This is a genomic window from Microbacterium sp. NPDC089698 (assembly GCF_044749045.1).
In the GTDB taxonomy this organism is placed as follows: Bacteria; Actinomycetota; Actinomycetes; order Actinomycetales; family Microbacteriaceae; genus Microbacterium.
The window spans coordinates 14,221-39,715 of the sequence record NZ_JBIVHE010000002.1; the positions used below are offsets into that span (position 1 = coordinate 14,221).

The window sequence follows — 25,495 nt, forward strand, 5'->3', positions numbered from 1 at the left end:
CCCGCGCAGGCGGATCGGGGGCTTCGGACGAGTCCTCAGTGGCTGAGGATCTGCTCCACCGGCCCGCGCACGAAGTAGAGCGCGAACCCGGCGGCGACGACCCACATCAGCCAGTGCACCTTCTTCGCCCGCCCGGACAGCACGTTGATGAGCGCCCAGGAGATGCAGCCGACGCCGATGCCGTTGGCGATCGAGTAGGTCAGCGGCATCGTCACGATCGTGAGGAAGGCCGGGAGAGCGACCGCGAAGTTGGTGAACTTGATCTCGCGGATCTGTCCCATCATCATCGCGCCGACGATGACGAGCGCGGCGGACCCGACCTCGATCGGCACCACGAGCGTGAGCGGCGTCAGGAACATCGAGAGCAGGAACAGCACGCCGACCACGAGCGAGGCGAGACCCGTGCGGGCGCCCTCGCCGATACCGGAGGCACTGTCGACGTAGACCGTGTTCGACGAGGTCGAGGTCATGCCTCCCGCGACCGCGCCGAAGCCCTCGACCACGAATGCGGAGCGCAGCCGCGGGAACGTGCCGTCCTTGTAGGCGAGGCCCGCGTTCTTGGCGAGACCGGTCATCGTGCCCATCGCGTCGAAGAAGTTCGAGAACACCAGGGTGAACACGAGCATCGTCGCCGACAGCGCACCGACGCGGCCGAAGGCGCCGAACAGGTCGAACTGTCCGACCAGGCTGAAGTCCGGGATCGTGACGAGCGAGCTCGGCAGCTCGGGGATCGTCATGTGCCAGCCGTTCGGGTCCTTGAAGGAGGGACCGAGCTGCAGCACCGCCTGGGCGATGAGCGCGACGATCGTGGTCGCGACGATGCCGATCAGGATGCCGCCCGGCACCTTCCGCGCCACCAGGATGCCGATGACGACGAGACCCAGCAGGAAGATGAGGGTCGGGACCGAGGTGATGGATCCGTCGTTGCCGAGCTGCACCGGCGGACCGCCGGGGCCTGCGGTGCGGTTCACGAAACCGGAATCGACGAAGCCGATGAAGGCGATGAACAGGCCGATGCCGACGGTGATCGCCGCCTTGAGCGGCTGCGGCACGGCGTGGAAGATCGCGGTCCGGATGCCGGTGGCTCCGAACAGCACGATCAGGATGCCGTTGATGACCACGAGACCCATGGCCTCGGCCCAGGTGACCTGGCCGACGACCGCGACCGCGAGGAAGGAGTTGATCCCGAGGCCCGCCGCGAGCGCGAAGGGCAGTCGGGCGATCACGCCGAACAGGATCGTCATGACACCGGCGGTGAGGCCGGTCGCCGCGCCGATCTGCGCCGCGTCCAGGGCGTGGCCCGCGACGTCCTTGGTGCCGCCGAGGATCAGCGGGTTCAGGATGACGATGTAGGCCATCGTGACGAAGGTCACGATGCCGCCGCGGATCTCACGACCGACGGTCGAACCGCGGCGGGTGATGCTGAAGAACCGGTCGAAACCGTTCTTGGGCTCGGCCTCGATCGTCGAGGTGGCGCCGGTCTTCAAGGGAGGAAGTGCTTCCTCCTGACGGGAGAACAGCGCGGTGGCCTCGTTCTCGGGTGTTCCCTCGGCTTCGGGGGTGGGAGTGGGGGACGTCATTGTCTTCTCCTGGATTCGTCGGGTCGGGTCAGTACTCGATACGGGTGGTGGTGAGGCTCCACTCGGTAAAGGGTGCGATGCGCTCCTCCGCAGGCAGGGCGATGTCGGAGACGGGCATGAGCGCCTTATCCTCGGGCCCTCCCTCGAAATAGCGGTAGAACACCGCGTCGTCGAAGCCGGCGTCGGCGGCGTCGTCGCGGTTGGCCGCGAAGTACACGCGGTCGACGCGCGCCCACAGCGACGTGGCGAGGCACATCGGGCACGGCTCGCAGCTCGTGTAGAGGGTGGCGCCGGAGAGGTCGAACGTGCCGAGCTGCTGGCACGCGTTGCGGATCGCGGTCACTTCGGCGTGCGCCGAGGGATCGAGGTTCGCGGTGACCCGGTTGACGCCTTCGAAGACCCGGCCGTCGGCCGAGACGATGAGGGCGCCGAACGGACCTCCGGCGTTTCGGACATTGTCCGTGGCGAGGGCGACGGCCTGAGCCAGATACTCGGCGGGCGTCGCCTGCGCAGCGGACGAGGGCACACGGGTGCTGTTCATGGAGAGCTTCCTTGCTGTCGTCGCAGTGATACGGCTTCCGGTCGGGCCCTTCGTCGGGCCCTTCCTCGAGATAAGTACGTCGAACCGCTAGGTTGTCATCCCGCCTCCGGCCGTGGGTACGGCCTCGGGCTGGAATGACACTAACAGCGTTCCCCTGCCGCGTCTATCACTTTTTGGAACCTGGATTCCACATCGTGATATTCCGTGTTGCTTCTCCGCATTCGCGGCGCTATGGTCATCGCCATGACGCATTTTCGGATCCGCGAGGCAGCCGGTCTTCTGGGAGTCAGCGACGACACCGTGCGCCGCTGGGCCGCGGACGGCATCCTGACCCTGTCCACCGACGCGAGGGGGCACCAGGTCGTGCCCGGCGCCGAGCTCGCCGAACGCGCCCAGGCGCTGGCGAGCGAGCCGGATCCGGGCGACAACGTCCTGCGCAGTGCGCGCAACCGGTTCGTGGGGCTCGTCACAGCCGTGCGCGTCGAGGGGCTGATGGCGCAGATCGAGCTGCAGAGCGGTCCGCACCGCATCGTTTCGCTCATGAGCGCCGAGGCCGCTTCCGAGCTCGGACTCGAGGTCGGGAGCAAGGCCGTCGCCGTCACCAAAGCCACCATGATGATCATCGAAACCGAAAGGACCGAGTCCCGATGACCCGATCCCCGCTCCCGTTCCGCCTCTCCGCGATCGCCGCCACGGCTCTTGCCGCGGCCCTCGCCCTGACTGCGTGCTCCGGCTCCTCCCCCGCCGCGACTCCGACGCCGACGAGCACCGCCGCGGCCTCGACCGTGAGCGGTGAGCTCACCGTCTTCGCCGCCGCGTCGCTGAGCCAGGCGTTCGACCAGATCACGACCGCCTTCGAGGCGGAGAACCCGAAGGTGCACGTCAACCCGATCACGTACGACGGCTCCTCGACGCTCGCGACGCAGATCATCGAGGGCGCATCGGTCGACGTGTTCGCCTCGGCCGATCAGAAGAACATGGACAAGGTCACCCAGGCGGGTCTCGCCGGCGACGCCCCCGTCTTCACGACGAACGTGCTGCAGATCGCGGTCGCCCCCGGCAATCCGCTCAAGGTCAAGGACCTCGCCTCGCTCGCGGATCCGGGGCTGAAGCTCGTGCTGTGCGCCCCCGCCGTCCCCTGCGGCAACGCCGCGAAGACGCTGCTCGACGCGGCGAGCGTGACCGTGACGCCCGCCAGCGAGGAGCAGAACGTGACCGCGGTGCTCGCCAAGGTCAAGGCCGGCGAGGCCGATGCGGGGCTCGTGTACTCGACCGACGTCAAGGCCGCCGGATCCGCCGTGACCGGCATCGCGATCGCGGGCGCCGAGAAGGCGACCAACAAGTACCCGATCGCGGTGCTCAAGGCGTCGAAGAACGCCGAGGCCGCCACCGCGTTCCAGGCCTTCGTGCAGTCGGACAAGGGCCAGAAGATCCTCAAGGATCTGGGGTTCGGCGGCGCATGAGGACGGAGGGCCGGAGGGAACCGCGCGCGGCCGGGTCGTCGATGACGGCGGCCGCGCGCGGCGACTCCCCGACCCCGGATGCCGCACCCGTGCTCCCCGCGCCCGTCCTGCGACGGCGCGGGGAGCACCTGCCCGCCTGGCTGCTGGTCCCGGCGATCATCGCCGTGCTGCTGCTCGTGCTGCCCTTCATCGCCCTGCTGGTGCGGCTGGACTGGGCGACGGTTCCGGCGGCGATCACCTCTCCCGCAGCGCTGCAGGCGCTCGGGCTCTCCCTGTCCACGGCCGCGATCGCGACCGTGATCTGCGCGATCCTCGGGGTGCCGCTCGCGGTCGCGATGGCGCGCAGCCCCGGCTGGCTCGCCTCGGTGCTGCGCACGCTGACCACCCTGCCGCTCGTGCTGCCCCCGCTCGTCGGGGGCATCGCGCTGCTCGCCCTGCTCGGACGCAACGGCCTGCTCGGCGGAGCACTGGCCGTCGCGGGGATCAGGATCCCGTTCACGACCGCGGCCGTGGTGATCGCGCAGGCTTTCGTGGCGCTACCGTTCCTGGTGATCTCGATCGAGGGCGCGCTGCGCGCGATCGGCACCGAGCACGAGCGGGTGGCAGCGGGCCTCGGCGCGAGCCGCTTCACGGTCTTCCGCCGGGTGACGCTGCCGCTCGCGACCCCCGGGCTGATCGCCGGCACGGTGCTGTGCTTCGCGCGGGCGCTCGGCGAGTTCGGCGCGACCGCGCTGTTCGCCGGCAACGCCGCCGGGGTCACCCGCACCATGCCGCTCGCGATCTACACGGCCTTCAACGGCGCCGGGGTCGAGGAGGACACCGCGATCGCGCTGTCGCTCCTGCTGATCATCGTCGCCCTCGCGGTGCTCGTGCTGGTGCGCGGCTGGCGGGCGGGGGCCGTGCGATGAAGGTCGATCTGCGCGCGCGTCGCGGCGGTTTCGCGATGTCCGCGGCGTTCGAGGCGCAGCCGGGCGAGATCCTCGCCGTCATCGGACCGAACGGATCCGGCAAGTCGACGCTGCTCGACGCGATCGCCGGCCTCCTCCCCGTCTCCGGATCCGTCGCGGTCGGCGATCGCGTGCTCGACGCGCCCGCCCGGTCCGGCACGGCGCGCGGGATCCATGTCCCTCCGGCGCGCCGGCGCATCGCGCTGCTCGGGCAGCGCCCGCTGCTGTTCCCGCACCTGTCCGTGCGCGAGAACGTGGCCTTCGGGCCGCGCGCGCAGGGCGTCCCGCGCGCCGAGGCCCGTCGTCGCGCCGACCGGCGGCTGGAGGAGGTGGGGCTCGGCGGCCTCGCCGCGCGCCGCCCCGCCGAGCTCTCCGGCGGGCAGCAGCAGCGCGCCGCGATCGCACGCGCCCTCGCCTCCGAGCCCGACGCACTGCTGCTGGACGAGCCGTTCGCCGCGCTCGACGCGCAGTCCGCCGCGCAGGCCAGGCGCCTCATCGCCGCGCAGCACAGCGAGAGCCCCGCGATCCCGATCGTGCTCGTCACGCACGACCCGATGGACGCACTGATCCTCGCCGCCCGCACGCTCGTGATGCACGACGGAACGGTGGTGCAGGGCGGCAGCACCGCCGAGGTGCTGGGGCATCCGCGCTCCGAGTTCGTGGCAGCGCTCGCCGGCGTGAACCGCCTCGAGGCGGTCGGCGCCGGCGACGGCGTCGTCTCTGCGGGCGGGCTCCTGCTCCGCGGGCACAGCGATGCGCTGCGGGCCGGCGAGACGGGGAGCGCCGTGTTCGCGCCGGGATCCGTGCGCGTGGATCCGCTCGACGAATCCGGAGGCCTCGGCCGCACCGCGACCCCCGAATCCGCCCCGTCGCCGAACCGCTGGACCGGCCGCGTCGCACAGCTCGACCCGATCCCCGGCGGGATCAGGCTGCACACCGCGGAGCACCCCCGCGTCGCCGTGGACTGCCCCTCGACGCACGCCGTGAACCTCGGCCTGCGCCCCGGTCAGCACCTGTCGTTCCGCATCGAAGAGGCCGATGTCTCGATCCGCTCCGACCTCGGCTGAGCCTCGCGTCGGTCCCTGAGCGAGCGGAGCGAGACGAAGGGCGTCCCGCCGCCTCGCGTTGCGCCTCGCGGATCCCGCTCCCTCTCAGCGGTGCTACGGTTGCCCATCGAAAGGGGGCCGACCGATGACGATCTCGCCGCGATCACTCGAGACCGATGCCGCTCCGGCGCGTGCTGGCTCCCTCCTCGCCGTCCCCCGGGGTGCTCGGCGGCTGCCGTCGACCGGCGTCCTCGACGCCAGGGACCGCCCTCTGCGCGACCTGCGGATCTCCGTCACGGACCGGTGCAACTTCCGCTGCGTCTATTGCATGCCGCGGGAGGTGTTCGGCCGGGACTATGCATTCCTGGAACGGCATGAACTGCTCACCTTCGAGGAGATCGAGCGGATCGCCCGCGCCGCTCTCGCGAACGGCGTCCGCAAACTGCGCCTCACCGGAGGCGAGCCGCTGCTGCGCCGCGGCATCGAGGATCTGGTCGCGCGGCTCGCGGCCCTGCGCACGCTCGACGGCACGAAGCCCGAGATCGCGCTGACGACGAACGGATCCGCTCTCGCCGTCAAGGCCGAAGCGCTCAAGGCGGCGGGCGTCGACCGCGTCACGGTGTCCATCGATTCCCTCGACGATCAGCTGTTCCGTCGCATGAACGACGTGGAGTTCCCCGTCGCGCGCGTGCTGCAGGGCATCGACGCCGCACAGGCCGCGGGAATGCCCGTGAAGCTCAACACGGTCGTCAAGCGCGGGCTCAACGACGGCGAGATACTGAGCCTCGCGGAGCACTTCCGCGGGACGGGACACGTGCTTCGCTTCATCGAGTACATGGACGTCGGCGCGACCAACGGCTGGACCCTGGACGAGGTCGTCCCCTCCGCGGAGATCGTCGCGACGATCGACTCCCGCTTCCCGCTCGAGCCCGTCGCCCCCGCCGCCACCGGCGAGACCGCGAAGCGCTGGCGCTACGCCGACGGATCCGGGGAGATCGGCGTGATCTCGTCCGTCACGAACGCGTTCTGCGGCCCCTGCAACCGCGCCCGCCTGTCCACCGAGGGGCGCCTGTTCACGTGCCTGTTCGCCACAGAGGGGCACGACCTGCGCGCGCTGCTGCGCGGCGGCGCGGACGATGCCGAGCTCACCGCCACGCTCGCCCGGATCTGGGGCGTCCGCGACGACCGCTACTCGGAGATCCGGTCGAGCCTCACCCCCGAGCTGCGCGCCGCCCGCGACCGCATCGAGATGAGCTACATCGGCGGCTGAGGCGGGGACGCTTCAACGTCGGCCCTCCTTAGTTCGGCCTTCTTCCGTCGACGCCCCCTCTGCGTATCCACGCCCCCGCTGAGATACGTCCCTGCGAGGGGGCGTCGGTCATCAGAGGGGGCGTCGAGGCAGGTGGGGCAGCCGAGCCGTCAGAGCCCGACCCACTCCGAGACGCCGTCGGCGTAGTGCTGGCGCTTCCAGATCGGCACGCCGCGCTTGATCTCCTCGACCAGGCGCTCGCACGCTTCGAACGCCTCCTTGCGGTGCCCCGCGGATGCGGCCGCGAACAGGGCGACATCGCCGATCCGGAGGTCGCCGACGCGGTGCGCCGCCGCGACGAGCAGCCCGGTCTCGGCCGTCACGCGATCGACGATCTCCTCGAGGAACCGCTCCGCGTCGGGGTGGGCGCGGTAGTCCAGGGAACGCACGGCCTGCCCGCCGTCGTGGTCGCGCACGACGCCGCAGAACATCACGGTCGCACCGTGCGCCGCGTCGCCGACCGCCCCGCGGATGACCGACTCGTCCAGGGGCTGGTCGCTGATGATCGCGCGCTCGCTCATTCCGACTCCGTCCGCTCGCTCGGTGCAGCCGCTGCGCCCGTGCCCTCGGTCTCTCCGCCGACCGCCGCGAAAGCGCTGATCCCGCCGGCGAGATAGCGCGCGTCGACGCCGCGCTCGCGCAGCACGCGCACCGCACGCTGCGAACGCGGATCCTTCTCGCAGAAGACCACGACCGGGCCGTCGCCGAGAGTCTCGGGAAGCGGAGCGCCGCCTTCCAGCGCACCGAGCGGCAGCGCTGCCGCCCCCGGGATGCCTCGCAGCAGGGTCTCGTGCGGCTCGCGCACGTCGAGGAGCCGCACCTCGTCCTCCCGCCGCAGCCGCAGCACCTCGGCGGCCGACAGCGCGGAGGCGTCGCCGGCGGCAGCCGTGCCGCAGAACAGCTCGTAGTCGACCAGCTCGGTCACGGGCGGCGCGTCCGCGGCGCGCTCGAAGCCGATCTCGCGGGTGCTCGCCGTGAGCGCGTCGTAGAACAGTACGCGGCCGACGAGCGGCTCGCCGATCCCGGTGACGAGCTTGACGACCTCGGTCGCCATGAAGGATCCGATCGCGGTGCACAGGCTCGCGAGCACTCCGCCGAGCTCGCACGAGAGCACCTCGTCGGCGGCGGGCGGCACGGGGAAGAGGTCTCGGAACCCGACGTCCGGCACCGCGACGCCGACCTGCCCCTGGAAGCGCAGGATGGATCCCCAGACCAGGGGCTTCCCGGCGAGGCGCGCCGCGTCGTCGGCGAGGTAGCGGGTGGGGAAGTTGTCGCTGCCGTCGACGAGGAGGTCGTATTCGGCGAGGATTCCCGGCAGGGTCTCGGCCGTCGCACGCTCGCGATAGGGACGCACCAGGATCCCCGGATCGATGTCGCGCACGGTGTCGGCGAGGGAGCCGACCTTGGACCGACCGATGTCGTCCATGCCGTGGCTGAGCTGGCGGTGCAGGTTGGACAGCTCGACCACGTCGTCGTCGATCACGCCGATCGTGCCGACGCCGCTGCCGGCGAGCGCGGGGACGAGGGCGCTGCCGAGGCCGCCCGCGCCGATCACGAGCACCCTGGCCGCGCGCAGGCGCCGCTGCGCGGTCTCACCGAAGCCGGGCAGCATGAGCTGGCGGCTGTACCGGGCGATGTGTTCGGGCGGCAGTTCCGGCCCCGGCTCGACGAGCGCGATCATAGGATCGAGTGTACGCGGGGAATGGCCCGCGAGACGGTCAGATTTCCATGATGCGGATGCTGATTTCCGCAATACGGGCTAGATTGAGGACATGGCCACCATCACCGTGCGGTACTTCGCCGCAGCCGCCGAGGCCGCTGGACGCGATCAGGAGCAGCTGATCGTGGACGGCCCCGATGCCGTGTCTACGGTGGGAGCCCTGCGCGCAGAGCTGCTCGGACGCTACGGTGCGCCGATGGCGAAGGTGCTGAAGTCGGGATCCTTCCTCGTCGACGGCACGGTCAGCCGCGACGACGCCCGGCCGCTGGGATCGACCGTCGACATCCTGCCGCCCTTCGCCGGCGGTTGAGCAGGCACGAGTCTGGAGACGTGATGAGCGAGCTGACGCACCTGCGGGCCGACGGATCCGCGCACATGGTGGACGTGACCGACAAGGCCGTGACCCGGCGCGAGGCGCGCGCGCAGGCGGTGCTGCAGACGACCGCCGCCGTCGTGGCGCAGATCGCCGACGGATCGCTGCCCAAGGGCGAGGCGCTCGGCACCGCACGCATCGCCGGGATCATGGGCGCGAAGCAGACCTCGGCGCTCATCCCGCTCTGTCATCCGCTGCCGCTGAGCCGGGTCGAGATCGACCTCGTCCCCGAGGGCGACCGCGTGCGCATCGTCGCCACCGCCGTCACGAAGGGCGTGACCGGTGTCGAGATGGAGGCCCTCACGGCCGCGAGCATCGCGGCGCTCACGCTCTACGACATGATCAAGGCGGTCGACAAGCACGCCGTGATCGGCGACATCCGGGTGCTCGCGAAGTCCGGCGGCAAGAGCGGCGACTGGACCGCCGAGTGACCGCGGAGCCGTCGTCCGTCCGCTCCGCGACCGTGCTCGTGGTGTCCACGCGCGCCTCTGCGGGCGTCTACGCCGACGAGACGGGTCCGCTCATCCGCGCGTGGCTCGCCGAGCGCGGGTTCGCTACCGCGGATCCGGTCGTCGTCGCCGACGCCTCCGTCGCGGACGCCCTCGCGAACGCCCTCGACAGCGCCCCGGACCTGCTGCTCACGACCGGAGGCACCGGGCTCTCCCCCGACGACCGCACGCCCGAGGCGACCGCGGCGCTCCTCGACCGCGAGATCCCCGGCCTCATGGAGGAGCTGCGCCGCCGCGGCCTCGCGGCGACCCCGATGGCGCTGCTGACCCGCGGCGTGGCCGGAGTCGCCGGCCGCACGGTCGTGATGAACCTGCCCGGCTCACGGGGCGGGGTGCGCGACGGGCTCGCCGTGCTGGATCCGATCCTCGACCACCTGCTCGCCCAGCTCCGCGGCGCCGGCGACCACGGACGCGCCCCGTAGGCTGAGACGCCTATGGCTATCGGGGCGACGATCCACACCTTCGACGTGCAGCTGGCGGACACCGACCGCGGCGTCTACGAGGACTACTCGCTGCGCGTCGCGCGGCATCCCTCGGAGACCGACGCGTACATGCTGACCCGCCTCCTCGCCTACGGCCTGGAGTTCACCGAGGGCGTGGCGTTCAGCGAGGGGCTGTCGTCCACCGAGGAGCCCGCCGTCGTCGTGCGCGATCTCACCGGCCGCACCACGGTCTGGATCGAGGTCGGCGCCCCCGATGCCGAGCGCCTGCATTACGGCAGCCGCCTCGCCGACCGCACCGTCGTCTACACCCACCGCGACCCGGCCAAGGTCATGGCGCCGTGGGAGGGCAAGCGGATCCACCGCGCGGAGGACATCCGCGTCTACAGCTTCGACCCCGGCTTCATCGAGTCGGTCGTGCCGCTGCTCGAGCGGCGCAACACCGTGACGATGACCGTCACCGAGCGCGTGCTCTACCTCGACCTCAACGGCACGACGCTGACGACGACGATCCACGAGCACGAACTCGGCTGACCGTTCGGGGGCACGAGCGAGCGCGGCGGCCCCGAACGCGGTGCCGTCGCGGAATTCCTCCCGCGAGGGCACCGCGTTTCGTCTCAGTCGCCTGCGGCGTCTTCGCTCAACGACCCCTGGGGAGACCCTGCGGCGTCTACGCTCGACGGCCCCGTGGGGACATCGGGCTGACCGTGCTCGCGCAGTTCGCGGCGGGTCGGGTGGTGCGGCGGCATCGAAGCGCCGTCCGCGGAAGACGCCTCGGCCGAGGCCTCTCCGGCGAGCACCGCGCCCGCTCCGACTCCGGCCAGCACCGCGCCTGCCCCGTCAGCCTCCCCGGCCTTCGCCGCGCGCTTGGCGGCCCGGCGCTCCCTCGCCCCCTCGACGAGGTTGTAGAGCGTGGGCAGCACGAGCAGCGTCAGCACGGTCGACGACACCAGGCCGCCGATCACGACGATCGCGAGCGGCTGCGAGATGAAGCCGCCGTGCCCGGTGATGCCGAGGGCCATCGGGGTGAGCGCGAAGATCGTGGCGAGCGCGGTCATCAGGATCGGCCGGAGACGCCGGGATCCACCCGCGATCGTCGCATCGTGCGCGTTCATGCCCTTCTCGCGGTACTGGTTCACGAGATCCACGAGCACGATCGCGTTCGTCACCACGATGCCGATCAGCATCAGCACGCCGATGAGTGATGCGACGCCGAGCGGCACGCCGGTCGCGATCTGCAGCAGGATCGCGCCGGTCGCCGCGAACGGCACCGAGCTCAGCAGCAGGATCGGCTGGCGCAGCGACTTGAACGTCGCGACCATCACGATGTAGACGATGAGGATCGCCGCGAGCATCGCGAGCCCGAGCTGGCCGAACGCGTCCTGCTGCTGCGTGACCACGCCGCCGAGCGACGCATCGGCCCCGGACGGCAGCTTCGCGTTCGTGATCGCCTTCGACACCGAGGTCGAGGCGCTCGCGAGGTCGTTGCCCGCAGGCGACACCGAGACGGTCGCGGTGCGCTGACCGCGCTGGGTCGTGACCGAGGCCGGGCTCTCGCTCTGCTGCACGGTCGCGATCTGGTCCAGGCGGATCAGCCCGGCACGGCTCGGGATCGTGAGGGCCTTCAGCTCGTCCACCGTGGTCGGCGGGTTCGCGCTCTGCAGGTAGACCGTGAGCGAGGATCCGTCGATCTCCACGGATCCGATCTGCTGCGGCCGCATCGCCTGGGAGACGATGCCGCCGACCGCGACCTCGCTGAGACCGTGCTGCGCGGCGGCCGCGCGGTCGACCTGCACCGAGATGTACGGCAGCGAGGCCGAGAGGTTGCTCGTGACCTGGTTGACGCCGGCCGAGCCCTTGAGCTCCTTCACGAGCGCGTCGGTCGCGTCGGTCAGCGTCTTCTCGTCGGGCGCGGTGATCTTCACCTGGATGTCGCTGGATCCGAACCCCTGCGAGGCGGCGATCGTGATGTCGCCGACGCCGTCGAGCTTCTTCACCGCCGCACGCACGTCGGCCTGGACGGTGTCCTGGTTCGCCGACGGATCCGTCGTGATCGAGTAGGTGATGCCGGCGCCGCCGCCGGAGAACGCGTCGCGGAGGGCGGATCCGCTCGAGCCGATCGAGACCTGCACGGTCTTGATGCCCTTGATCCCCTTGATCGCCTCCTCGACCTTCTGCGCGGCCTTGTCCTCGGCGTCGAGGCTGGGCGCCTGGCCCAGCGACTGCGTCATGGTGAACGTGTTCTGCCCGCTGGATCCGAGGAAGTTCACCTTCATGAGCGGGGCGGCCGCCATCGTGCCGATGAGCACGACGACCGCGAGCACGAGCGTGATCCAGGAGTGCCGGAGGGTCCAGCGCAGGATCGGCAGGTACGCCTTCTGCAGCCGCGTCGGCGGGGCGTCCTCGTGCTCGGGGTCGATCGCGTGGCCGTCCGCGCCGATCAGCGGCTTGCCGGGGCGCAGGAACCAGTACGCGAGCACCGGAACGATCGTGAGCGCGACGAGCAGCGAGGCCGTCATCGCGATCGTCACGGTGAGCGCGAACGGCCGGAAGAGCTCCCCGGTCATGTCACCGACGAAGGCGATCGGCAGGAAGACCGCGACGGTCGTGATCGTCGAGGCGGTGACCGCCATCGCGACCTCGCGCACGGCGCTGATGATCGCGGCCTTCTTGTCGGCACCCTGCACGTAGTGCCGCTTGATGTTCTCGATCACGACGATCGAGTCGTCCACGACGCGGCCGATCGCGATCGTGAGCGCGCCGAGCGTGAGGATGTTCAGCGAGTACCCGAACGCCTGGATCCCGATGAAGGTGATGAGGACGCTGGTGGGGATCGAGATCGCCGTGACGAGCGTCGAGCGCACCGACAGCAGGAAGATCAGGATCACGATCACCGCGAAGACGAGGCCGAGCAGGCCCTCCTGCGCGAGCGACTCGATCGACTGCTGGATGAACGGCGCTTGGTCGAACACCGTCGTGAAGGTCGCACCCGGCAGATCCTTCTTGAGCTGCGGGATGAGATCGGTCACGGCCTTGGACACGTCCACCGTGTTCGCGGACGGCAGCTTGGTCACCGCGATCGTGAGGGCGGTCTTGCCGTCGACGCGCGAGAGCGAGGTGACCGGATCCCCGTCGATCTCGACCTTCGCGACGGATCCGACCGTGGCACCGGGCACCGTCGCGCCGATCAGCGGGATCGCCTGCACCTGCTCGACGCTCGTGAGCTTCTCACCGGTCTGCACCGTGAGCGTGTTGTCGTTCTCGGTGATGGATCCGCCGGGGAACAGCGTGCCGTTCTGCTGCAGCGCATCCTTGATCGCGCTCGAGGAGAGCCCCGCCGCCAGCAGGGCGGTGTTGTCGGGCGTGATCGTGAGGCGCTTGCCCTGTCCGCCGACGAGCGAGGCGGCGTTCACGCCCTTGAGCCGCTCGATCTTCGGGATGATCGTGTTCGTGAGGCGCTGCTGCGCCGCCTCCGCATCGGAGAACCCGGTGACGGCGAGCTGGATCACCGGGAAGTCGTCGATCGACGCGGTGATGACCTGCGGATCGACCCCGTCCGGCAGCTGCGACTTGATCCGCCCGATCGCCTGGTTGATCTTCTGCTCGGCGGTCGCGAGGTTGGTGCCGTAGGCGAAGGACGCCTGGATCACGGAGGAGTTGGTCGTGCTCGTCGCGGTGGACGTGTCGAGCCCGGGCACGCCCTGGATCGCCGTCTCGATCGGAGTCGACACGTCGTGCTCGACGACCTCGGGCGAGGCGCCGGGGTAGCTCGCGACGATCGCGAGCTGCGGGAACTCGATCGACGGGATCAGCTCCTGCTTCAGGTTCGTGAGCGCGAGGCCGCCGAACACCGCGGCGACGATCGTGATGAGCGCGATCAGGGCGCGGTTGCGCAGGCTCAGGACGGCGAGCTTCGACACGGGTCCCCCTTCGTACCCCGGTGCGGAGGATCGGGCGTACAGGCCAGATTCTAGAACGCCCGGGTATCGCCCTCGTCACAGGATCCCGGTTCGACGATCTGCACGGCAGGGGACGGTTCGCACACGTGGCGACGTGGATCCGTGTGCCGATCGTCGCACCGTGCGCTGATCGTCGCACCACGGGTTCCCGGCACCGAGGCTCAGGCGGTGAGGGCGGTGCCGAGCGCGAGCCCGGCGATGGCCGCGAGCACGCCGAGGATCAGCATCCCCACGGCGTTGAAGACGGCCGCGCGGGAGGATCCGTCCCGCCACAGCGCGACCGTGTCGAGCATGGCCGTGCTGAACGTGGTGTAGCCCCCGAGGAGGCCTGCTCCGACGATGAACGCCGCCCCGGGGAAGCCCCCCGTGACCACGCCGAGCGCGAAGGATCCGGTGAGGTTGATCACGAGCACGCCCCACGGGTACCGGGTGCCGACCAGCCGCGCGACGCCGAGGTCGACGAGGTAGCGCAGCCCCGCGCCGACGCCCCCGGCGAGCGCGGCGTACAGGAAGACCAGCGGGCTCATCCGTGCGCCTGCGTGTGCGAGGAGCGGGGACGCGCGAGGTCGAGACCGAGGGCCGCGGCGCCGAGGCCGAGCACGAGGCTGCCGATCGCGTAGGCCGCGGCGAGCCAGGGCTGCGCGTGCCAGAGCGAGACGCTTCCGACGGCGAACGCGCTGTAGGTCGTGAAGCCGCCGAGCACCCCGGTGCCGAGGAGGATCCGGACCCCGCTCGACGAGGGCAGCCGCGCGGCGAGCACCCCGATGAGGAACGCCCCCACGATGTTCGCGATGAGGGTTGCCCAGGGCACGGCGCCGAGGCCGCTCCCGCCGGGGGCCGGCAGCGCGAGCCCCAGTGCGAGCCGCGCGGCGGATCCGACCACACCGCCCGCGACGACCAGCGCGAGGCGGAGCGGCACGGGCGAGGTCACGTCCGCCAGCCTAGACCCGGGGCTTTCGGGCCGCGGCCGGGGCTGCCCCGCTGCGTTCTGGGGCGCATTTCCCGGTTTTGGGGCGCGCCCCGCCACGAAATCCCGGCCACACGCGCCCCAAAACGGAGAGGTGCGCCCCGAAACGGAAGAGTGCGCCCGGAACCCGGCCGAACCCGGCCCGACCTCGCACGGAAGGCCCCGGATCCGGACCGGGCACATCGGGGTTACGTAGACTCGGCCGGGTGGCGGGCGACCCGACCCGAGGGGCCGTCGAACAGCCCCGGCCGAGGAGGACGACGCGCGAGTGACCATGAGGATGGCCTTCGGCTGGTCGCGCCTGCTCACCGCGGGCGTGTGCGGAGTCGCCCTCGTGGACCGGCTGTTCTGGGGGCTGGGCTCGCAGACCATCGCCGGCCAGAACTACCTCGCGTACCTCACGATCGAGTCGAACATCGTGTTCGCGGTCCTCGCCCTCATCGCAGGGATCATCGCCCTGCGCACCCCGGAGGATCCGACCTGGCTCACCACCGCCAGGGCCGTCGTGCTCAGCTGGACCATCACGGCCGGCCTCGCATTCGCGCTGATCGTGTGGCAGGCGGGCCTGCACGGCATCCCCATCTGGGTGCCGTGGTCGGATGTCGTGCTGCACTTCGTGCTTCCTGCGTGGACGATCGTCGCCTGGGTGTTCGGCCCCGGCCGGCGTGCCGCGTCCTGGCGGATCGTGCCGTACGTGCTGCTGTACCCGGCCGTCTGGGGCGTGTTCACGATCTGGCGGGGCGGCGTCGTCGGCTGGTACCCGTACTACTTCCTGGATCCACGGCAGGTCTCCGGGACCCCCGAGATGGTCGTGACGTGCGCGATCGCCCTCGCGATCTTCGCGGCCGTCGCGAGCGGCCTGGTCGCGCTCAGCCGGCTGCACACCACCGCCAGGACGGATCTGCGCACGGCGCCGAGGGCAGCCCCGGAGGAGCCGGATCCGGCCTGAGCTCAGGGCGTGGGCGTCGCCGAGACGAAGAACCGGAGCGACTCCCGCACGGCCGCCTCCGCATCGCCGTCTCCGAGTTTCGCGAACGCCTCGGCATCCGGCCCGCCGACCAGGCCGACGAGCACGGGCCTGCCGGTCACCGGCTGCAGGTTCAGCCAGGTGCGGATGGGACCGTCGCCGCCGACGATGTGCCAGAGGTCGGCGTCGACCTTCCAGAACGCCTCGTCGAACTGCGCCCACACGGTCTCGACGTAACCGGAGGCGAGCGCGGCGATCGCACCCCGGTGGCCGAACGGCAGCGGAGGCGCGAACTCGATCGCCTGATGCTGCAGCACGCCGAGCGGCGCGGTCACGACGACGCGATCGAAGGAGAGCGACTCGCCCGTGCCCAGACGCAGACTCACCCCCGAATCGTCGTACGCGACGCGCGTCACGGGCGAGGCGAGAGTGACCTTGATGCCGTCGAGCGGCGAGTCCACCAGCACGCCGACATCGCCGTCGGCGCCGACGAGGGCGTCGGGGGCGAATGCGGGCGGGAACCAGCTCGACGCCTTCGCGACGTCGGCGCCCGTGGTCGCCTGCACCCAGGCGAGAGCTGCGGCGAGCGCGGGATCGGCGGGATCCGCGCCGGCGGCCGTGAGCGAGGCGTCGATCGAGACATCGGAGGGAGCGTTCGCCGCCTTGTCGACGGCGTTCCGCAGCGCTCCCGCGTCGATCGCCGGCGCCGCGCCGTCCTTCGACCAGCCGGTGGCCCTGTCGAACGTCACCCGGTGCACGCCCTGTGCGGCGAGCTCGCCGCCGAGGGTTCCCGCCCCCTCGCCCGCCGAGAGCCACGCGCCGAGCTGCACCGGGACCGGCCAGGCCTTGTCGGCGACCGAGCGGATCCGACCGCCGGTGCGCTCGCGCGCCTCGAGCACGGTCACCGTGCGCCCGGCAGCGGTGAGGGCGCGGGCGGCGGCGGCTCCGGCGGCGCCGGCGCCGACCACGGCGATGCGCTCGCCGCTCGCCGAGGCGGCGATGAGCTGGGCGGCGGCGCGCTGCCCGGAGTCGATCGCACCGGGAACCGTTCCGGGATGATCCGGATCCGTGGCCTCTCCGGCGAGGAACACGCGGGTGCCGATCGGCACGGCGAGATCCTTGCGCAGCTGGGGCGTCGCCCCGGCGGGCAGATAGCTCATCGCCCCGCGGGAGTACGCGTCCGTCGACCAGGTGCTGCGCATCCAGGCGGTCGGCTCCGGTGCGGCGCCCGGCGTCACGGTCGGCGTCGGGGAGGGCGGGGCGGTCGTCGGCGTCTTCGTGGGCTGCGGCTCCGGCGTGCAGGCCGCGAGCAGCACCGCGACGGCACCGGTCCCGGCGCCGACGAGCAGGGTTCGCCGCGAGATGCCCATCGTGGTGCCAGCCTATCCCGGCGCCGCGAGGGGGCATCGAGCGAGGCCACGCACGGTCAGACCGTGCATGGCCTCGCTCGATCCGCATCCGGATCCGGCCGACCTGCCGACCGGCGCGGCCTAGAGGTTGCCCTCCGCGTAGATGCGCAGGGCGTCGCGGACGAACTCCGCACCCGCGGTGCCGGCCGTTCCCGTTGCCGCCGCCGCAGCGCGGTCGGCGTCCGTGGCGTAGTTCGCCCCGAAGCGCGGATCCGCGACATACATCTCGCCGAGGCCGATGACGTAGGCCTTGCGATCTCCGGCCGCGCCGTAGGCGGGGGTGCCGGGGATGCCGGTGAGCCAGTCGACGTGGCGGCGTGCCACGTCCTGCGCCTCCGGCGATGCCGGATCCGTACCCGCCTCGGCGAGCGCGATCCAGCTCCGGTTGAGGTCGGCGACGACCGCCTTCCACGCGTTCTGCCCCTCGGCGCCGAGCCCGCGCCACCAGCGGTCGCTGTCGGCGTAGGCCTTGGTGCCCCAGCGGGACTCGACCTCGTCCTTGTACTGGGTGTGATCGAAGCCGTCGAACATGTCGTCAGGCATGAGTGCTCCTCCTTCTCTGAGTGTGGTGATGGTGTTCTCGACCGACGCGATCTGCCGCGTCAGCCTGGTCTGCTCCGCGCGCAGCAGCGCGAGGTGCTTCTCCAGGGCCGCCGCCTCGATCTCAGCGCTGGCCCTCCGGCCCGGCCCCGACGCAACGGCCGTGTCGGCCGTCTCGGCCGTCTCGGCTCCCGGACCCGGCGATCGGCCGGATCCCGGTGCCCCGACGACCTCGGCGATCGCCGGCAGGCCCAGCCCCAGCTCGCGCAGCAGCAGGATGCGCTGCAGGCGCAGGAGCGCGCCCTGGTCGTAGTGCCGGTAGCCGTTCGAGGCGACCCGCGTCGGCGGCAGCAGACCGATGTCGTCGTAGTGCCGCAGGGTGCGGCTCGTGGTGCCGGTCAGCCGCGCGATCTCCTGGATCGACCAGTCCCGATGCGTCATGGGATCCTCCTTCCGTCGTCGATAAGACCACCGTAGAAGTTGACGTTGCGTTAAGGTCAAGAAGATCGGGAGGATGCGATGGATCCCTGCGGTACGTTCGTCGCGTGACCTCCTCCGATGCCACCGCCCCGCACCCGCCCGTTCCCGCTCTCGAGCTTCCGCCGACCGTCGACGGCTTCACCGCGCAGTTCCTGCGCAACCTGAATTTCGAGGGCGGCGTGACGCTCGCCGATGCCAGCACGAACGACCGCTACCTCGCCCTCGCGCGCACCGTGCGCGACTATCTGATGCTGCACGCGCTGGCCGATCAGCACCGCCAGTCCGAGGCGCAGGCCAAGGCGGTCTGCTACCTGTCCGCGGAGTACCTGCTCGGCAACCAGCTCGACAACGACCTGCTGGCCGGAGACCTCGCCGGGATCGCGGCGGACGCCATGGCCGCGTGCGGCATCGACCTCGACGACCTGCGCCGGCACGAGATCGAGCCGGGTCTCGGCAACGGCGGCCTCGGGCGCCTCGCCGCCTGCTTCATCGACTCGCTCGCCACGCTCGGCGTGCCGAGCATCGGCTACGGGATCCGCTACGAGTACGGCATCTTCCGCCAGACGTTCGAGGGCGGCCAGCAGGTCGAGCAGCCCGACGCCTGGCTCACCCTCGGCGCCCCCTGGGAGCAGCCCCGCCCCGAGGCGGCGCAGACCGTATCTTTCGGCGGCCGCACCGAGACGGTCGACGACGACGGGACCGTCCGGTCGCGGTGGATCCCGGGATGGGACGTCAGCGCCGTGCCCTACGACTATCTCGTGCCGGGATTCCGGAACGGCCGCGTGAACACCCTGCGGCTGTGGCGCGCGAAGGCGACGGACGCCTTCGACCTGCGCATCTTCAACTCCGGCGACTACGAGCAGGCCGTGCGCGCGCAGACCTTCGCCGAGAACATCTCCAAGGTGCTCTACCCCGAGGACTCCACCCCGCAGGGCAAGGAGCTGCGCCTGCAGCAGCAGTACTTCTTCGTCGCCGCATCGATCCGCGACTTCCTCGACCGGCTGCCGGAGGACTTCGATCCCGCACGGCTGCCCGAGCGGGTGATCTTCCAGCTCAACGACACCCACCCGGTGATCGCCGTGCCCGAGCTCATGCGCGTGCTCGTCGACGAGCGGGGCATGGACTGGGACGCGGCCTGGGCGGTCACGCAGCAGTGCTTCGCCTACACCTGCCACACGCTCCTGCCGGAGGCGCTCGAGGTGTGGCCGGTCGAGCTGCTCGGCCGCCTGCTGCCGCGGCATCTGGAGATCGTCTACCGGATCAACGAGGAGTTCCTGGAGGCCGTGCGTGCGCGGTTCGGCGACGACGAGATGCGGATCCGCGACATGTCGATCATCGCGGAGTTCCCGGTGCGCGCCGTGCGCATGGCGTATCTCGCGACCGTCGCCGGCAGCAGGGTCAACGGCGTGGCCGAGCTGCACTCGCAGCTGCTGCGCGACAAGGTGCTGCCCGCGTTCGCGGAGTTCTTCCCGGAGAAGTTCACCAACGTCACCAACGGCGTCACGCCGCGCCGGTTCCTCCGGCTCGCGAACCCCGGCCTGTCCGGGCTCATCAGCGACGCGATCGGAGACGGCTGGGTCACCGATCTGGAGCGCCTGCGCGAACTCGAGCCCTTCGCCGAGGACGCCGCGTTCCGCGCGTCGTTCGCCGCGGTCAAGGCCGGCAACAAGCGCCGCCTGAACGAGGTGCTGCAGGCGCGCGACGGGATGCGGGTCGGCGACGGCCATCTCGTCGACGTGATGGTCAAGCGGCTGCACGAGTACAAGCGGCAGCTGCTCAAGGTGCTGCATGTGGTGAGTGAGTACGAGGGCGTCGTGTCGGGCCGCATCCCGCTCGCGGATCTGCAGCCGCGCACCGTGCTCTTCGGCGCGAAGGCCGCCCCCGGGTACGCGATGGCCAAGCGGATCATCCATCTGATCAACGCGGTCGGATCCGTCGTCAACACGGATCCGCGCCTCGACGGCCGCCTCCAGGTGCTGTTCCCGCCGAACTACAACGTCACTCTCGCGGAGAGCGTGATCCCCGCGGCGGATCTCAGCGAGCAGATCTCGCTGGCGGGCAAGGAGGCCTCGGGGACGGGCAACATGAAGTTCGCGCTCAACGGCGCGCTCACGATCGGCACCGACGACGGCGCGAACGTCGAGATCCGCGAACTCGTCGGCGACGACAACTTCTTCCTGTTCGGGATGACCGAGCCCGAGGTCTCGGAGCTCGCCCGCTCCGGCTATCAGCCGGCCGCGTTCTACCAGGCGGATGCGGGCCTCCGCCGCGCGATCGACCTCATCGCGTCCGGGGCGTTCTCCGGCGGCGACCGCTCGGTCTTCGAGCCCGTGGTCTCGAACCTCCTCTACGAGGACCGCTTCATGGTGCTCGCCGACTACTCCGCCTACATCGCCGCGCAGCAGCGCGTGGACGCGGCCTACGCCGATCAGGACGGCTGGACCCGCGCCGCGATCCTCAACGTCGCCCGCTGCGGCTTCTTCTCCTCCGACCGCTCGATCCGCGACTACATCGACCGGATCTGGCACACCCCGCCGACCGCCTGACGGCCTTCACCGGTCGTCGAGCGAGGACGCGCGCAGCGCGACCGAGACGAAACGGCGTCCTGTCGCGAGCGGTCTCGTTGGGGCCGTGGATCTCTCCATGCAGTTGCATCGACACCGGCCACCGGGTAGTAGTGGAGATCCGTGAAGAGCGGTGCTCGGCTGATCCGAGTCGCTCGTCATCGGCGCCCGGACGCCGATGACGAGGTGACGACCGAGGACCCCTATGGAGAGCATCGGAATACCCAGGCAACAGCGAACGGCCGAACTGCTTCGGCGCTTCGGATGGCGGCCCCGAGGCGGTGCCCCCCTCGAAGGATCGTGGATCGTCGACGGCATCACCCGCCCGGATTTCGGAATCGCCCGGGTGTGGGCGCCCTCGCTGGACATCGAGATGCTCGCTCCTGCCGAGATGCTGTATCTGAACGTCAACATCGACGGCGTCGGACTCTTCCGCGCTGAAAGCGGTGACCGCCCCGTCGCCCCGGGCGAACTCCTCATGACCCGCGGCGGCCACGACCTGACCGCGAGGACCACGCAGCCGTTCGCGAGCAACGCGTGGTACCTGCGGCCCCGGCTGCTCGCCGCCCCCGCGTTCGAAAGACTGCATCAGGAGCCGCTTCCGATCTCACGCGGATCGCTGCAGCTGCTCACGTCCGTCGTGAACACGATCGTGAACGACCGCCGAGGACGCGCCCGGCGTGGTGACCTCCATCCGCTGCTCGAGCACCTGCTCATCTCGGCGCTGGTGGACCGGGAGAAGTTCCAGCCCCTTGCTCGGGGCGGCAGGTCCGGCCATCTGCTGGATGACGCTCAAGCGCTCATCGAGAGCAGGTTCCGGGATCCTGCCTTCGACGTGGAGCAGATGGTGCGGACGCTGCGCACATCCCGCAGCGCCCTCTCCCGCGCCTATCGAGTGCTCGGCACGACGCCGTCCCGTGAGCTGGCCCTCCGTCGCCTGCGGGAAGCGGACCTCCTCCGTGGCGGCGGCCTCGGCGCCGGGAAGGTCTCGGCCTCCGAGCTCGCCACGATGTCGGGGTTCCGCTCCGCCCGGCACCTGCGCGACACGATCGCACGGCACGAGGACGGGACCGGATAGAGACCCGCCGGGCGACGTGTTTTCGCCGATCTGCGACGAGGATGTGCCACCGCCGCGGGGGCGCCGCAGCGCGCCGCCCAGAGTGGGAGCTTCCTGGGGGAACACGACCCCAGGTCGCCGCCCGCTTCCTCAGCCCTCGCGCATGCCGGGGCACCCCTGGAGACACACATGAGCACTGCAGACGCCCGCGATGACGACTCCGTCAGGCCGAGTTCGATGATCCGCCGACGCACACTGGTGAAGGGCGCGGCCTGGTCGATTCCCGTCATCGCCGTCGCCGTCGCCACGCCCGCGCAGGCGGCGAGCAACGTGCCACCGCCCGCCAACTACGCACAGGTCACGGCGATCACGAACCCGAAGGCCGGATCCAACCCGACCTTCAAGGCCACCGGTCAGGTCTACGACGGGGAGAACTACGGCGACGGCACCCTGAAGTCGGGAGAGCTGTTCACGATCGCCTTCGCCAACGGCGCGACCGCGGCGTCCATCACCAACCTGGTCGGCCTCACCTACGTGAGCGGGGACCCCGCGACCGGCGGCCCCGTCATCTACCAGGTGACGACGGACACGGCAGGGGTCGTGAGCCTGCGCTGCAACAACGTCCAGCCGGTCGGAGGCGCGATCACGGCCACGATTCTCGGCGGATCCGGCGGCTCGCAGATCAGCGCCTAGCCCAGGGCCGCACGCCTCGATCCGTGCGGCCCGACACGCCCCACTCGCGCGACGTCATCCGAGGACCACCGCGAGGCCGTGCGGGGAATCACTCTTCCCGGTCCCTGCGCAGCCTGCCGCTGGGGACGGCAGGACAAGACCCGGGAGAGCGCTCCATGCCTCTCCCGGGTCGCTCCTTTCCCTCCCGTCACGAACTGCCCGCACGGCGGGGGCGGCAGCAGGGATGCAGCCAGGTGCGCACTGCGAACTCCCAGGAAAGAAGTCTTGACGCGATCGAGATATATCGTGTTATTCTCTCAATCACGATATATCTCGATCAGCGGATCGGGATCACTGGACTCAGGAGAACAGACATGACCGAGAAGTGGCTCATCGCCCCCGGGCAGGAGCGCGTGATCGACATCGAGCGCGCGTCGAAGCTCAAGATCGGACTCGTCGGCGGACAGGTCGACGTCATCGCGCACGACGAACCGGGAATCCGGATCGAGGTGCACAACGTCACCATCAAGGACCTGCGCGTCGAGTCCGACGGCACCCAGATCGAGATCGACCACCCGCAGATCGGCTGGGACAACTTCCTCGAGGTGTTCCGCAACTTCGGCGCCGGCGGCCCCAAGGCCGAGATCAGCGTCGCCGTCCCCCGCGACATCGCCCTCAACCTGGGCGTCGTGAGCGCGGGAGCCCTCGTCTCCGGCCTCACCGAGGACGCCCGCCTGAACACGGTCTCCGGCGACCTCATCGTCGACACCCACACGGGCGACCTCAACGTCAACACCGTCTCGGGCGACGTGCAGGTGCGCGGCCTGTCCGGATCCGCCATGGCGAACACGGTCTCCGGCAGCGTCGCGCTGACCGGCGAGGTGCGCAAGGCGACGGTCGACAGCGTGTCCGGTGCGATGCTCATCGACGCGACCGGCCCCGTCAACACCGTCTCGCTCAACAGCGTCTCGGGCGATGCGACCGTCCGCCTCGACGAGAACCTGGCCGCGAACTACGTCGCCCGGGCGCTGAGCGGCCGGATCACGATCGACGGCGTGCCGCGCGGATCCTCCGGCCCCTCGAACTTCACGGGATCCCGGGGGGAGCTGTCCGGATCCTTCGCCGACGTGCGGGTGAACACCGTCTCCGGCGACATCACGGTGCTGCGCCGCGACGCCGCAGAGGCTCCCGTGTCGTTCACCTCCGACGGAGAGGATCTGCTGTGAGCCCCGCGGTCTTCTCCCACGGCGATCTGCGCCTGTACCTGCTCGCGCTGCTGGCCGAATCGCCGCAGCACGGGTACGGCATCATCCAGGCGCTGACCGACCGCACGGGAGGCACGTACACGCCGAGCGCCGGCACGATCTACCCCCGCCTCGCGAAGCTCGAGGAGGAGGGCCTCGTCACCAAGACCGTCGACGGCCGCACCACGATCTACGCGATCACCGAGGCCGGCCGCGCCGAGCTCGCCGCCCGCGAGGGCGACCTGCAGGGGATCGAGGCGGGGCTCAACGACTCGGTCCGTCTCATCGCGAACGAGGTGCGCCAGAGCGTGCAGGAGGCGATGAAGAGCCTCCGTGCGGATCTGGCGGCTGCCGCCCGCGAGGAGAAGAAGGGCGCCGCGTCCTCGTCCTACCGGGAGGCCTCCGCACGCGCCGACGAGCGGATCGCGAGCCGCGAGGAGCTGCGCCGCGCCGATGCCTCGATCAACGAGTTCCGCGCCAGGGTGCGCGCCGACCTGCGCACGCATGTCGCGAAGGGCGGCCTGCTGCCCTCCCACGTCGTGAGCGAGCTCGACACGGCTCTCGACACGGCGGCGCACGCCGTCACTGCGGCCCTCGCCGCCGCGGGGCTCGCCAACGGTCGTTGAGCGAGGCCGTTTCGGGGCGCGCGATGCCCGTTCGGGGCGCACCACGCCGGTGATCTGCGGCGGGAGGCGCCCCAAAACCACATCCCACCATCGCCCGGAAGGATCCCTGGGTCGTCACTCGGCCCAGGGATCCTTCTTGTCGTCCGGGATCGGCTCCTCGAGCGGGACGACGAGGATGGGCCGGGACTGGCGGTGCGAGAGGCGGGCCGCGACGGATCCGGTGAAGAACTCGCGGATCGACTCGCCGATCCCCCGGCTGCGGGTGCCGACCACGATGAGCTGCGCATCCAGCGCGCCGGCGAGGTGCTTGATCGCGAGAGCCGGGTCGCCGACGAGCTGGCGGGCCGTCCAGGTGAGACCGGACCCGGCCAGCACCTTCTCGACCTCACGGCGCAGCTCCGCGAACTCCTCCGCCCCGGTGTCGATGTTGAGGTCGATGGGCGCCGAGTGCACCATCCCGTCCGGATCCTCGAAGGTCACGAACCGGGTGACGTCGACGTGCACGACCACGAGCGCCGCCGAGAGCAGGCCCGCATAGCGGATGGCTTCCGAGAGCACGCGCGGGGGCTGCCCCGGACGCAGCGCCACGATCACGGCCTTCTGCAGCTGCGGATCCTGCAGCTCCTGATCCTCGGGGGTGGAGGCGGTGTCGCTCATCTCGTCGTTCCCTTCGGTGCGGCGGTATCGGGGACCCGTCACGGCGAGGTGAGGTGGCCCGCGTGCTATCCTGGATGCTACTCTTACCGGCCGCGAGCCGGTGCCGGAAATAGACAGCGAGCCCGTTTCGCCCGCTGCTTACAGTAAGGGGGTCTCGCGCATGGGCCGTGGCCGTCAGAAGGCAAAGCACACCAAGATTGCCCGCGAACTGAAGTCCTATAGTCCGTCGGTGAACTACTCCGCGCTGGAGCGCGAGCTGGGGCACCCGGAGAACGAGGACCAGTACGTCGACAAGTGGGCGGATCAGTACGCCGACGAAGACGAGGACGAGCTCGAAAAGGCCTGAGCCTCGTCGTTCGAAACCCCGCCCGAGTCCGCTCGCGGCGGGGTTCGTCGTTGATCTTCCGGCGCGGACGGTGGCTCCT

General features: G+C 70.7%; 26 protein-coding genes. 16 read left to right on the forward strand and 10 right to left on the reverse strand.

The features are described 5' to 3' along the window. Positions 1–35: 35 nt before the first annotated feature. Both ACIPY5_RS07175 and ACIPY5_RS07180 read right to left on the reverse strand, forming a co-directional pair. Positions 36–1,580: an NCS2 family permease gene (locus ACIPY5_RS07175; protein ID WP_309341660.1), complete on the reverse strand. Its 1,545-nt coding sequence runs from the start codon at positions 1,578–1,580 to the stop codon at positions 36–38. Between the two features lie 28 nt (positions 1,581–1,608). After that, entirely contained in the window at positions 1,609–2,121 is a 513-nt protein-coding gene (locus ACIPY5_RS07180; RefSeq protein ID WP_309341659.1) for a nucleoside deaminase, read from the reverse strand. Between the two features lie 243 nt (positions 2,122–2,364). Here ACIPY5_RS07180 and ACIPY5_RS07185 point away from each other — a divergent pair, with 243 nt between their 5' ends. The 5 genes from ACIPY5_RS07185 (at position 2,365) to moaA (ending at position 6,847) form a co-directional block, all read left to right on the forward strand. Then, positions 2,365–2,772: a molybdopterin-binding protein gene (locus tag ACIPY5_RS07185; protein ID WP_400968565.1), complete on the forward strand. Its 408-nt coding sequence runs from the start codon at positions 2,365–2,367 to the stop codon at positions 2,770–2,772. After that, entirely contained in the window at positions 2,769–3,584 is an 816-nt protein-coding gene (gene modA, locus ACIPY5_RS07190; RefSeq protein ID WP_400968568.1) for a molybdate ABC transporter substrate-binding protein, read from the forward strand. The genes ACIPY5_RS07185 and modA overlap by 4 nt, the downstream gene beginning before the upstream one ends. Before the next feature lie 41 nt (positions 3,585–3,625). Continuing rightward, on the forward strand, positions 3,626–4,492 hold the full coding sequence (locus ACIPY5_RS07195; protein ID WP_400968571.1) for an ABC transporter permease: 867 nt from the start codon (positions 3,626–3,628) through the stop codon (positions 4,490–4,492). Then, complete coding sequence (locus ACIPY5_RS07200; protein WP_400968574.1) at positions 4,489–5,598, forward strand: sulfate/molybdate ABC transporter ATP-binding protein; 1,110 nt, start codon at positions 4,489–4,491, stop codon at positions 5,596–5,598. The genes ACIPY5_RS07195 and ACIPY5_RS07200 overlap by 4 nt, the downstream gene beginning before the upstream one ends. 124 nt (positions 5,599–5,722) lie before the next feature. Continuing rightward, positions 5,723–6,847, forward strand: a complete 1,125-nt coding sequence (gene moaA, locus ACIPY5_RS07205; RefSeq protein ID WP_400968577.1) for a GTP 3',8-cyclase MoaA — start codon at positions 5,723–5,725, stop codon at positions 6,845–6,847. A gap of 149 nt (positions 6,848–6,996) precedes the next feature. Here moaA and ACIPY5_RS07210 read toward each other — a convergent pair whose 3' ends face one another. Further along, complete coding sequence (locus tag ACIPY5_RS07210) at positions 6,997–7,407, reverse strand: molybdenum cofactor biosynthesis protein MoaE (protein WP_309341651.1); 411 nt, start codon at positions 7,405–7,407, stop codon at positions 6,997–6,999. Next, a complete protein-coding gene (locus tag ACIPY5_RS07215) occupies positions 7,404–8,567 on the reverse strand; it encodes a ThiF family adenylyltransferase (RefSeq protein WP_400968581.1) in 1,164 nt (387 codons plus the stop codon). Before ACIPY5_RS07215 ends, ACIPY5_RS07210 begins: the two co-directional genes overlap by 4 nt. A 91-nt stretch (positions 8,568–8,658) precedes the next feature. Here ACIPY5_RS07215 and ACIPY5_RS07220 point away from each other — a divergent pair, with 91 nt between their 5' ends. From ACIPY5_RS07220 to ACIPY5_RS07235, 4 genes are read left to right on the forward strand one after another with little or no spacing between them, the layout of a single operon-like run. Next, positions 8,659–8,916, forward strand: a complete 258-nt coding sequence (locus ACIPY5_RS07220; protein WP_309341649.1) for a MoaD/ThiS family protein — start codon at positions 8,659–8,661, stop codon at positions 8,914–8,916. Between the two features lie 23 nt (positions 8,917–8,939). Continuing rightward, positions 8,940–9,410, forward strand: coding sequence for a cyclic pyranopterin monophosphate synthase MoaC (moaC, locus tag ACIPY5_RS07225; RefSeq protein WP_400968584.1), 471 nt, complete (start codon positions 8,940–8,942; stop codon positions 9,408–9,410). Beyond that, positions 9,407–9,910, forward strand: a complete 504-nt coding sequence (locus tag ACIPY5_RS07230; protein WP_400968587.1) for a molybdenum cofactor biosynthesis protein B — start codon at positions 9,407–9,409, stop codon at positions 9,908–9,910. Before moaC ends, ACIPY5_RS07230 begins: the two co-directional genes overlap by 4 nt. Positions 9,911–9,922: 12 nt before the next feature. Continuing rightward, complete coding sequence (locus tag ACIPY5_RS07235; protein WP_400968590.1) at positions 9,923–10,462, forward strand: YaeQ family protein; 540 nt, start codon at positions 9,923–9,925, stop codon at positions 10,460–10,462. An 83-nt stretch (positions 10,463–10,545) separates the two neighbouring features. Here ACIPY5_RS07235 and ACIPY5_RS07240 read toward each other — a convergent pair whose 3' ends face one another. The 3 genes from ACIPY5_RS07240 to ACIPY5_RS07250 form a co-directional block, all read right to left on the reverse strand. Further along, positions 10,546–13,848: an efflux RND transporter permease subunit gene (locus ACIPY5_RS07240; RefSeq protein WP_400968593.1), complete on the reverse strand. Its 3,303-nt coding sequence runs from the start codon at positions 13,846–13,848 to the stop codon at positions 10,546–10,548. A gap of 200 nt (positions 13,849–14,048) precedes the next feature. Continuing rightward, positions 14,049–14,414: a fluoride efflux transporter FluC gene (locus ACIPY5_RS07245; protein WP_400968596.1), complete on the reverse strand. Its 366-nt coding sequence runs from the start codon at positions 14,412–14,414 to the stop codon at positions 14,049–14,051. Then, positions 14,411–14,818: a fluoride efflux transporter FluC gene (locus ACIPY5_RS07250; RefSeq protein ID WP_400968599.1), complete on the reverse strand. Its 408-nt coding sequence runs from the start codon at positions 14,816–14,818 to the stop codon at positions 14,411–14,413. The genes ACIPY5_RS07245 and ACIPY5_RS07250 overlap by 4 nt, the downstream gene beginning before the upstream one ends. Before the next feature lie 310 nt (positions 14,819–15,128). Between ACIPY5_RS07250 and ACIPY5_RS07255 the strand changes: the two genes are divergently transcribed. Further along, positions 15,129–15,803, forward strand: coding sequence for a Pr6Pr family membrane protein (locus ACIPY5_RS07255; protein WP_400969848.1), 675 nt, complete (start codon positions 15,129–15,131; stop codon positions 15,801–15,803). A 2-nt stretch (positions 15,804–15,805) separates the two neighbouring features. On the opposite strand, the gene ACIPY5_RS07260 is transcribed toward ACIPY5_RS07255, so the two are convergent. Continuing rightward, a complete protein-coding gene (locus ACIPY5_RS07260) occupies positions 15,806–17,191 on the reverse strand; it encodes an FAD-dependent oxidoreductase (protein WP_400968601.1) in 1,386 nt (461 codons plus the stop codon). 120 nt (positions 17,192–17,311) lie between these two features. Then, a complete protein-coding gene (locus ACIPY5_RS07265; RefSeq protein ID WP_400968604.1) occupies positions 17,312–18,211 on the reverse strand; it encodes a TipAS antibiotic-recognition domain-containing protein in 900 nt (299 codons plus the stop codon). 104 nt (positions 18,212–18,315) lie between these two features. Between ACIPY5_RS07265 and ACIPY5_RS07270 the strand changes: the two genes are divergently transcribed. The 5 genes from ACIPY5_RS07270 to ACIPY5_RS07290 all read left to right on the forward strand — a co-directional run bounded on the left by ACIPY5_RS07270 (position 18,316) and on the right by ACIPY5_RS07290 (position 24,413). Continuing rightward, on the forward strand, positions 18,316–20,796 hold the full coding sequence (locus tag ACIPY5_RS07270; protein ID WP_400968607.1) for a glycogen/starch/alpha-glucan phosphorylase: 2,481 nt from the start codon (positions 18,316–18,318) through the stop codon (positions 20,794–20,796). 391 nt (positions 20,797–21,187) lie between these two features. Further along, complete coding sequence (locus tag ACIPY5_RS07275; protein ID WP_400968609.1) at positions 21,188–21,892, forward strand: hypothetical protein; 705 nt, start codon at positions 21,188–21,190, stop codon at positions 21,890–21,892. 168 nt (positions 21,893–22,060) lie between these two features. Beyond that, the gene (locus tag ACIPY5_RS07280; RefSeq protein WP_400968612.1) at positions 22,061–22,564 is read left to right on the forward strand and encodes a hypothetical protein; all 504 of its coding nucleotides are present in this window, start codon (positions 22,061–22,063) and stop codon (positions 22,562–22,564) included. Between the two features lie 353 nt (positions 22,565–22,917). After that, on the forward strand, positions 22,918–23,769 hold the full coding sequence (locus ACIPY5_RS07285) for a DUF4097 family beta strand repeat-containing protein (RefSeq protein WP_309342403.1): 852 nt from the start codon (positions 22,918–22,920) through the stop codon (positions 23,767–23,769). Next, a complete protein-coding gene (locus tag ACIPY5_RS07290) occupies positions 23,766–24,413 on the forward strand; it encodes a PadR family transcriptional regulator (protein ID WP_309342405.1) in 648 nt (215 codons plus the stop codon). The genes ACIPY5_RS07285 and ACIPY5_RS07290 overlap by 4 nt, the downstream gene beginning before the upstream one ends. 114 nt (positions 24,414–24,527) lie before the next feature. Here the strand turns inward: ACIPY5_RS07290 and ACIPY5_RS07295 are convergent, their stop codons facing one another. After that, positions 24,528–25,070: a universal stress protein gene (locus ACIPY5_RS07295; protein ID WP_309342407.1), complete on the reverse strand. Its 543-nt coding sequence runs from the start codon at positions 25,068–25,070 to the stop codon at positions 24,528–24,530. A 160-nt stretch (positions 25,071–25,230) separates the two neighbouring features. Between ACIPY5_RS07295 and ACIPY5_RS07300 the strand changes: the two genes are divergently transcribed. Next, positions 25,231–25,416 carry a DUF3073 domain-containing protein gene (locus tag ACIPY5_RS07300; protein ID WP_045271809.1) on the forward strand — a complete coding sequence of 62 codons (186 nt, stop codon included), beginning with the start codon at positions 25,231–25,233 and terminating at the stop codon, positions 25,414–25,416. The last annotated feature ends 79 nt before the right edge of the window (positions 25,417–25,495 follow it).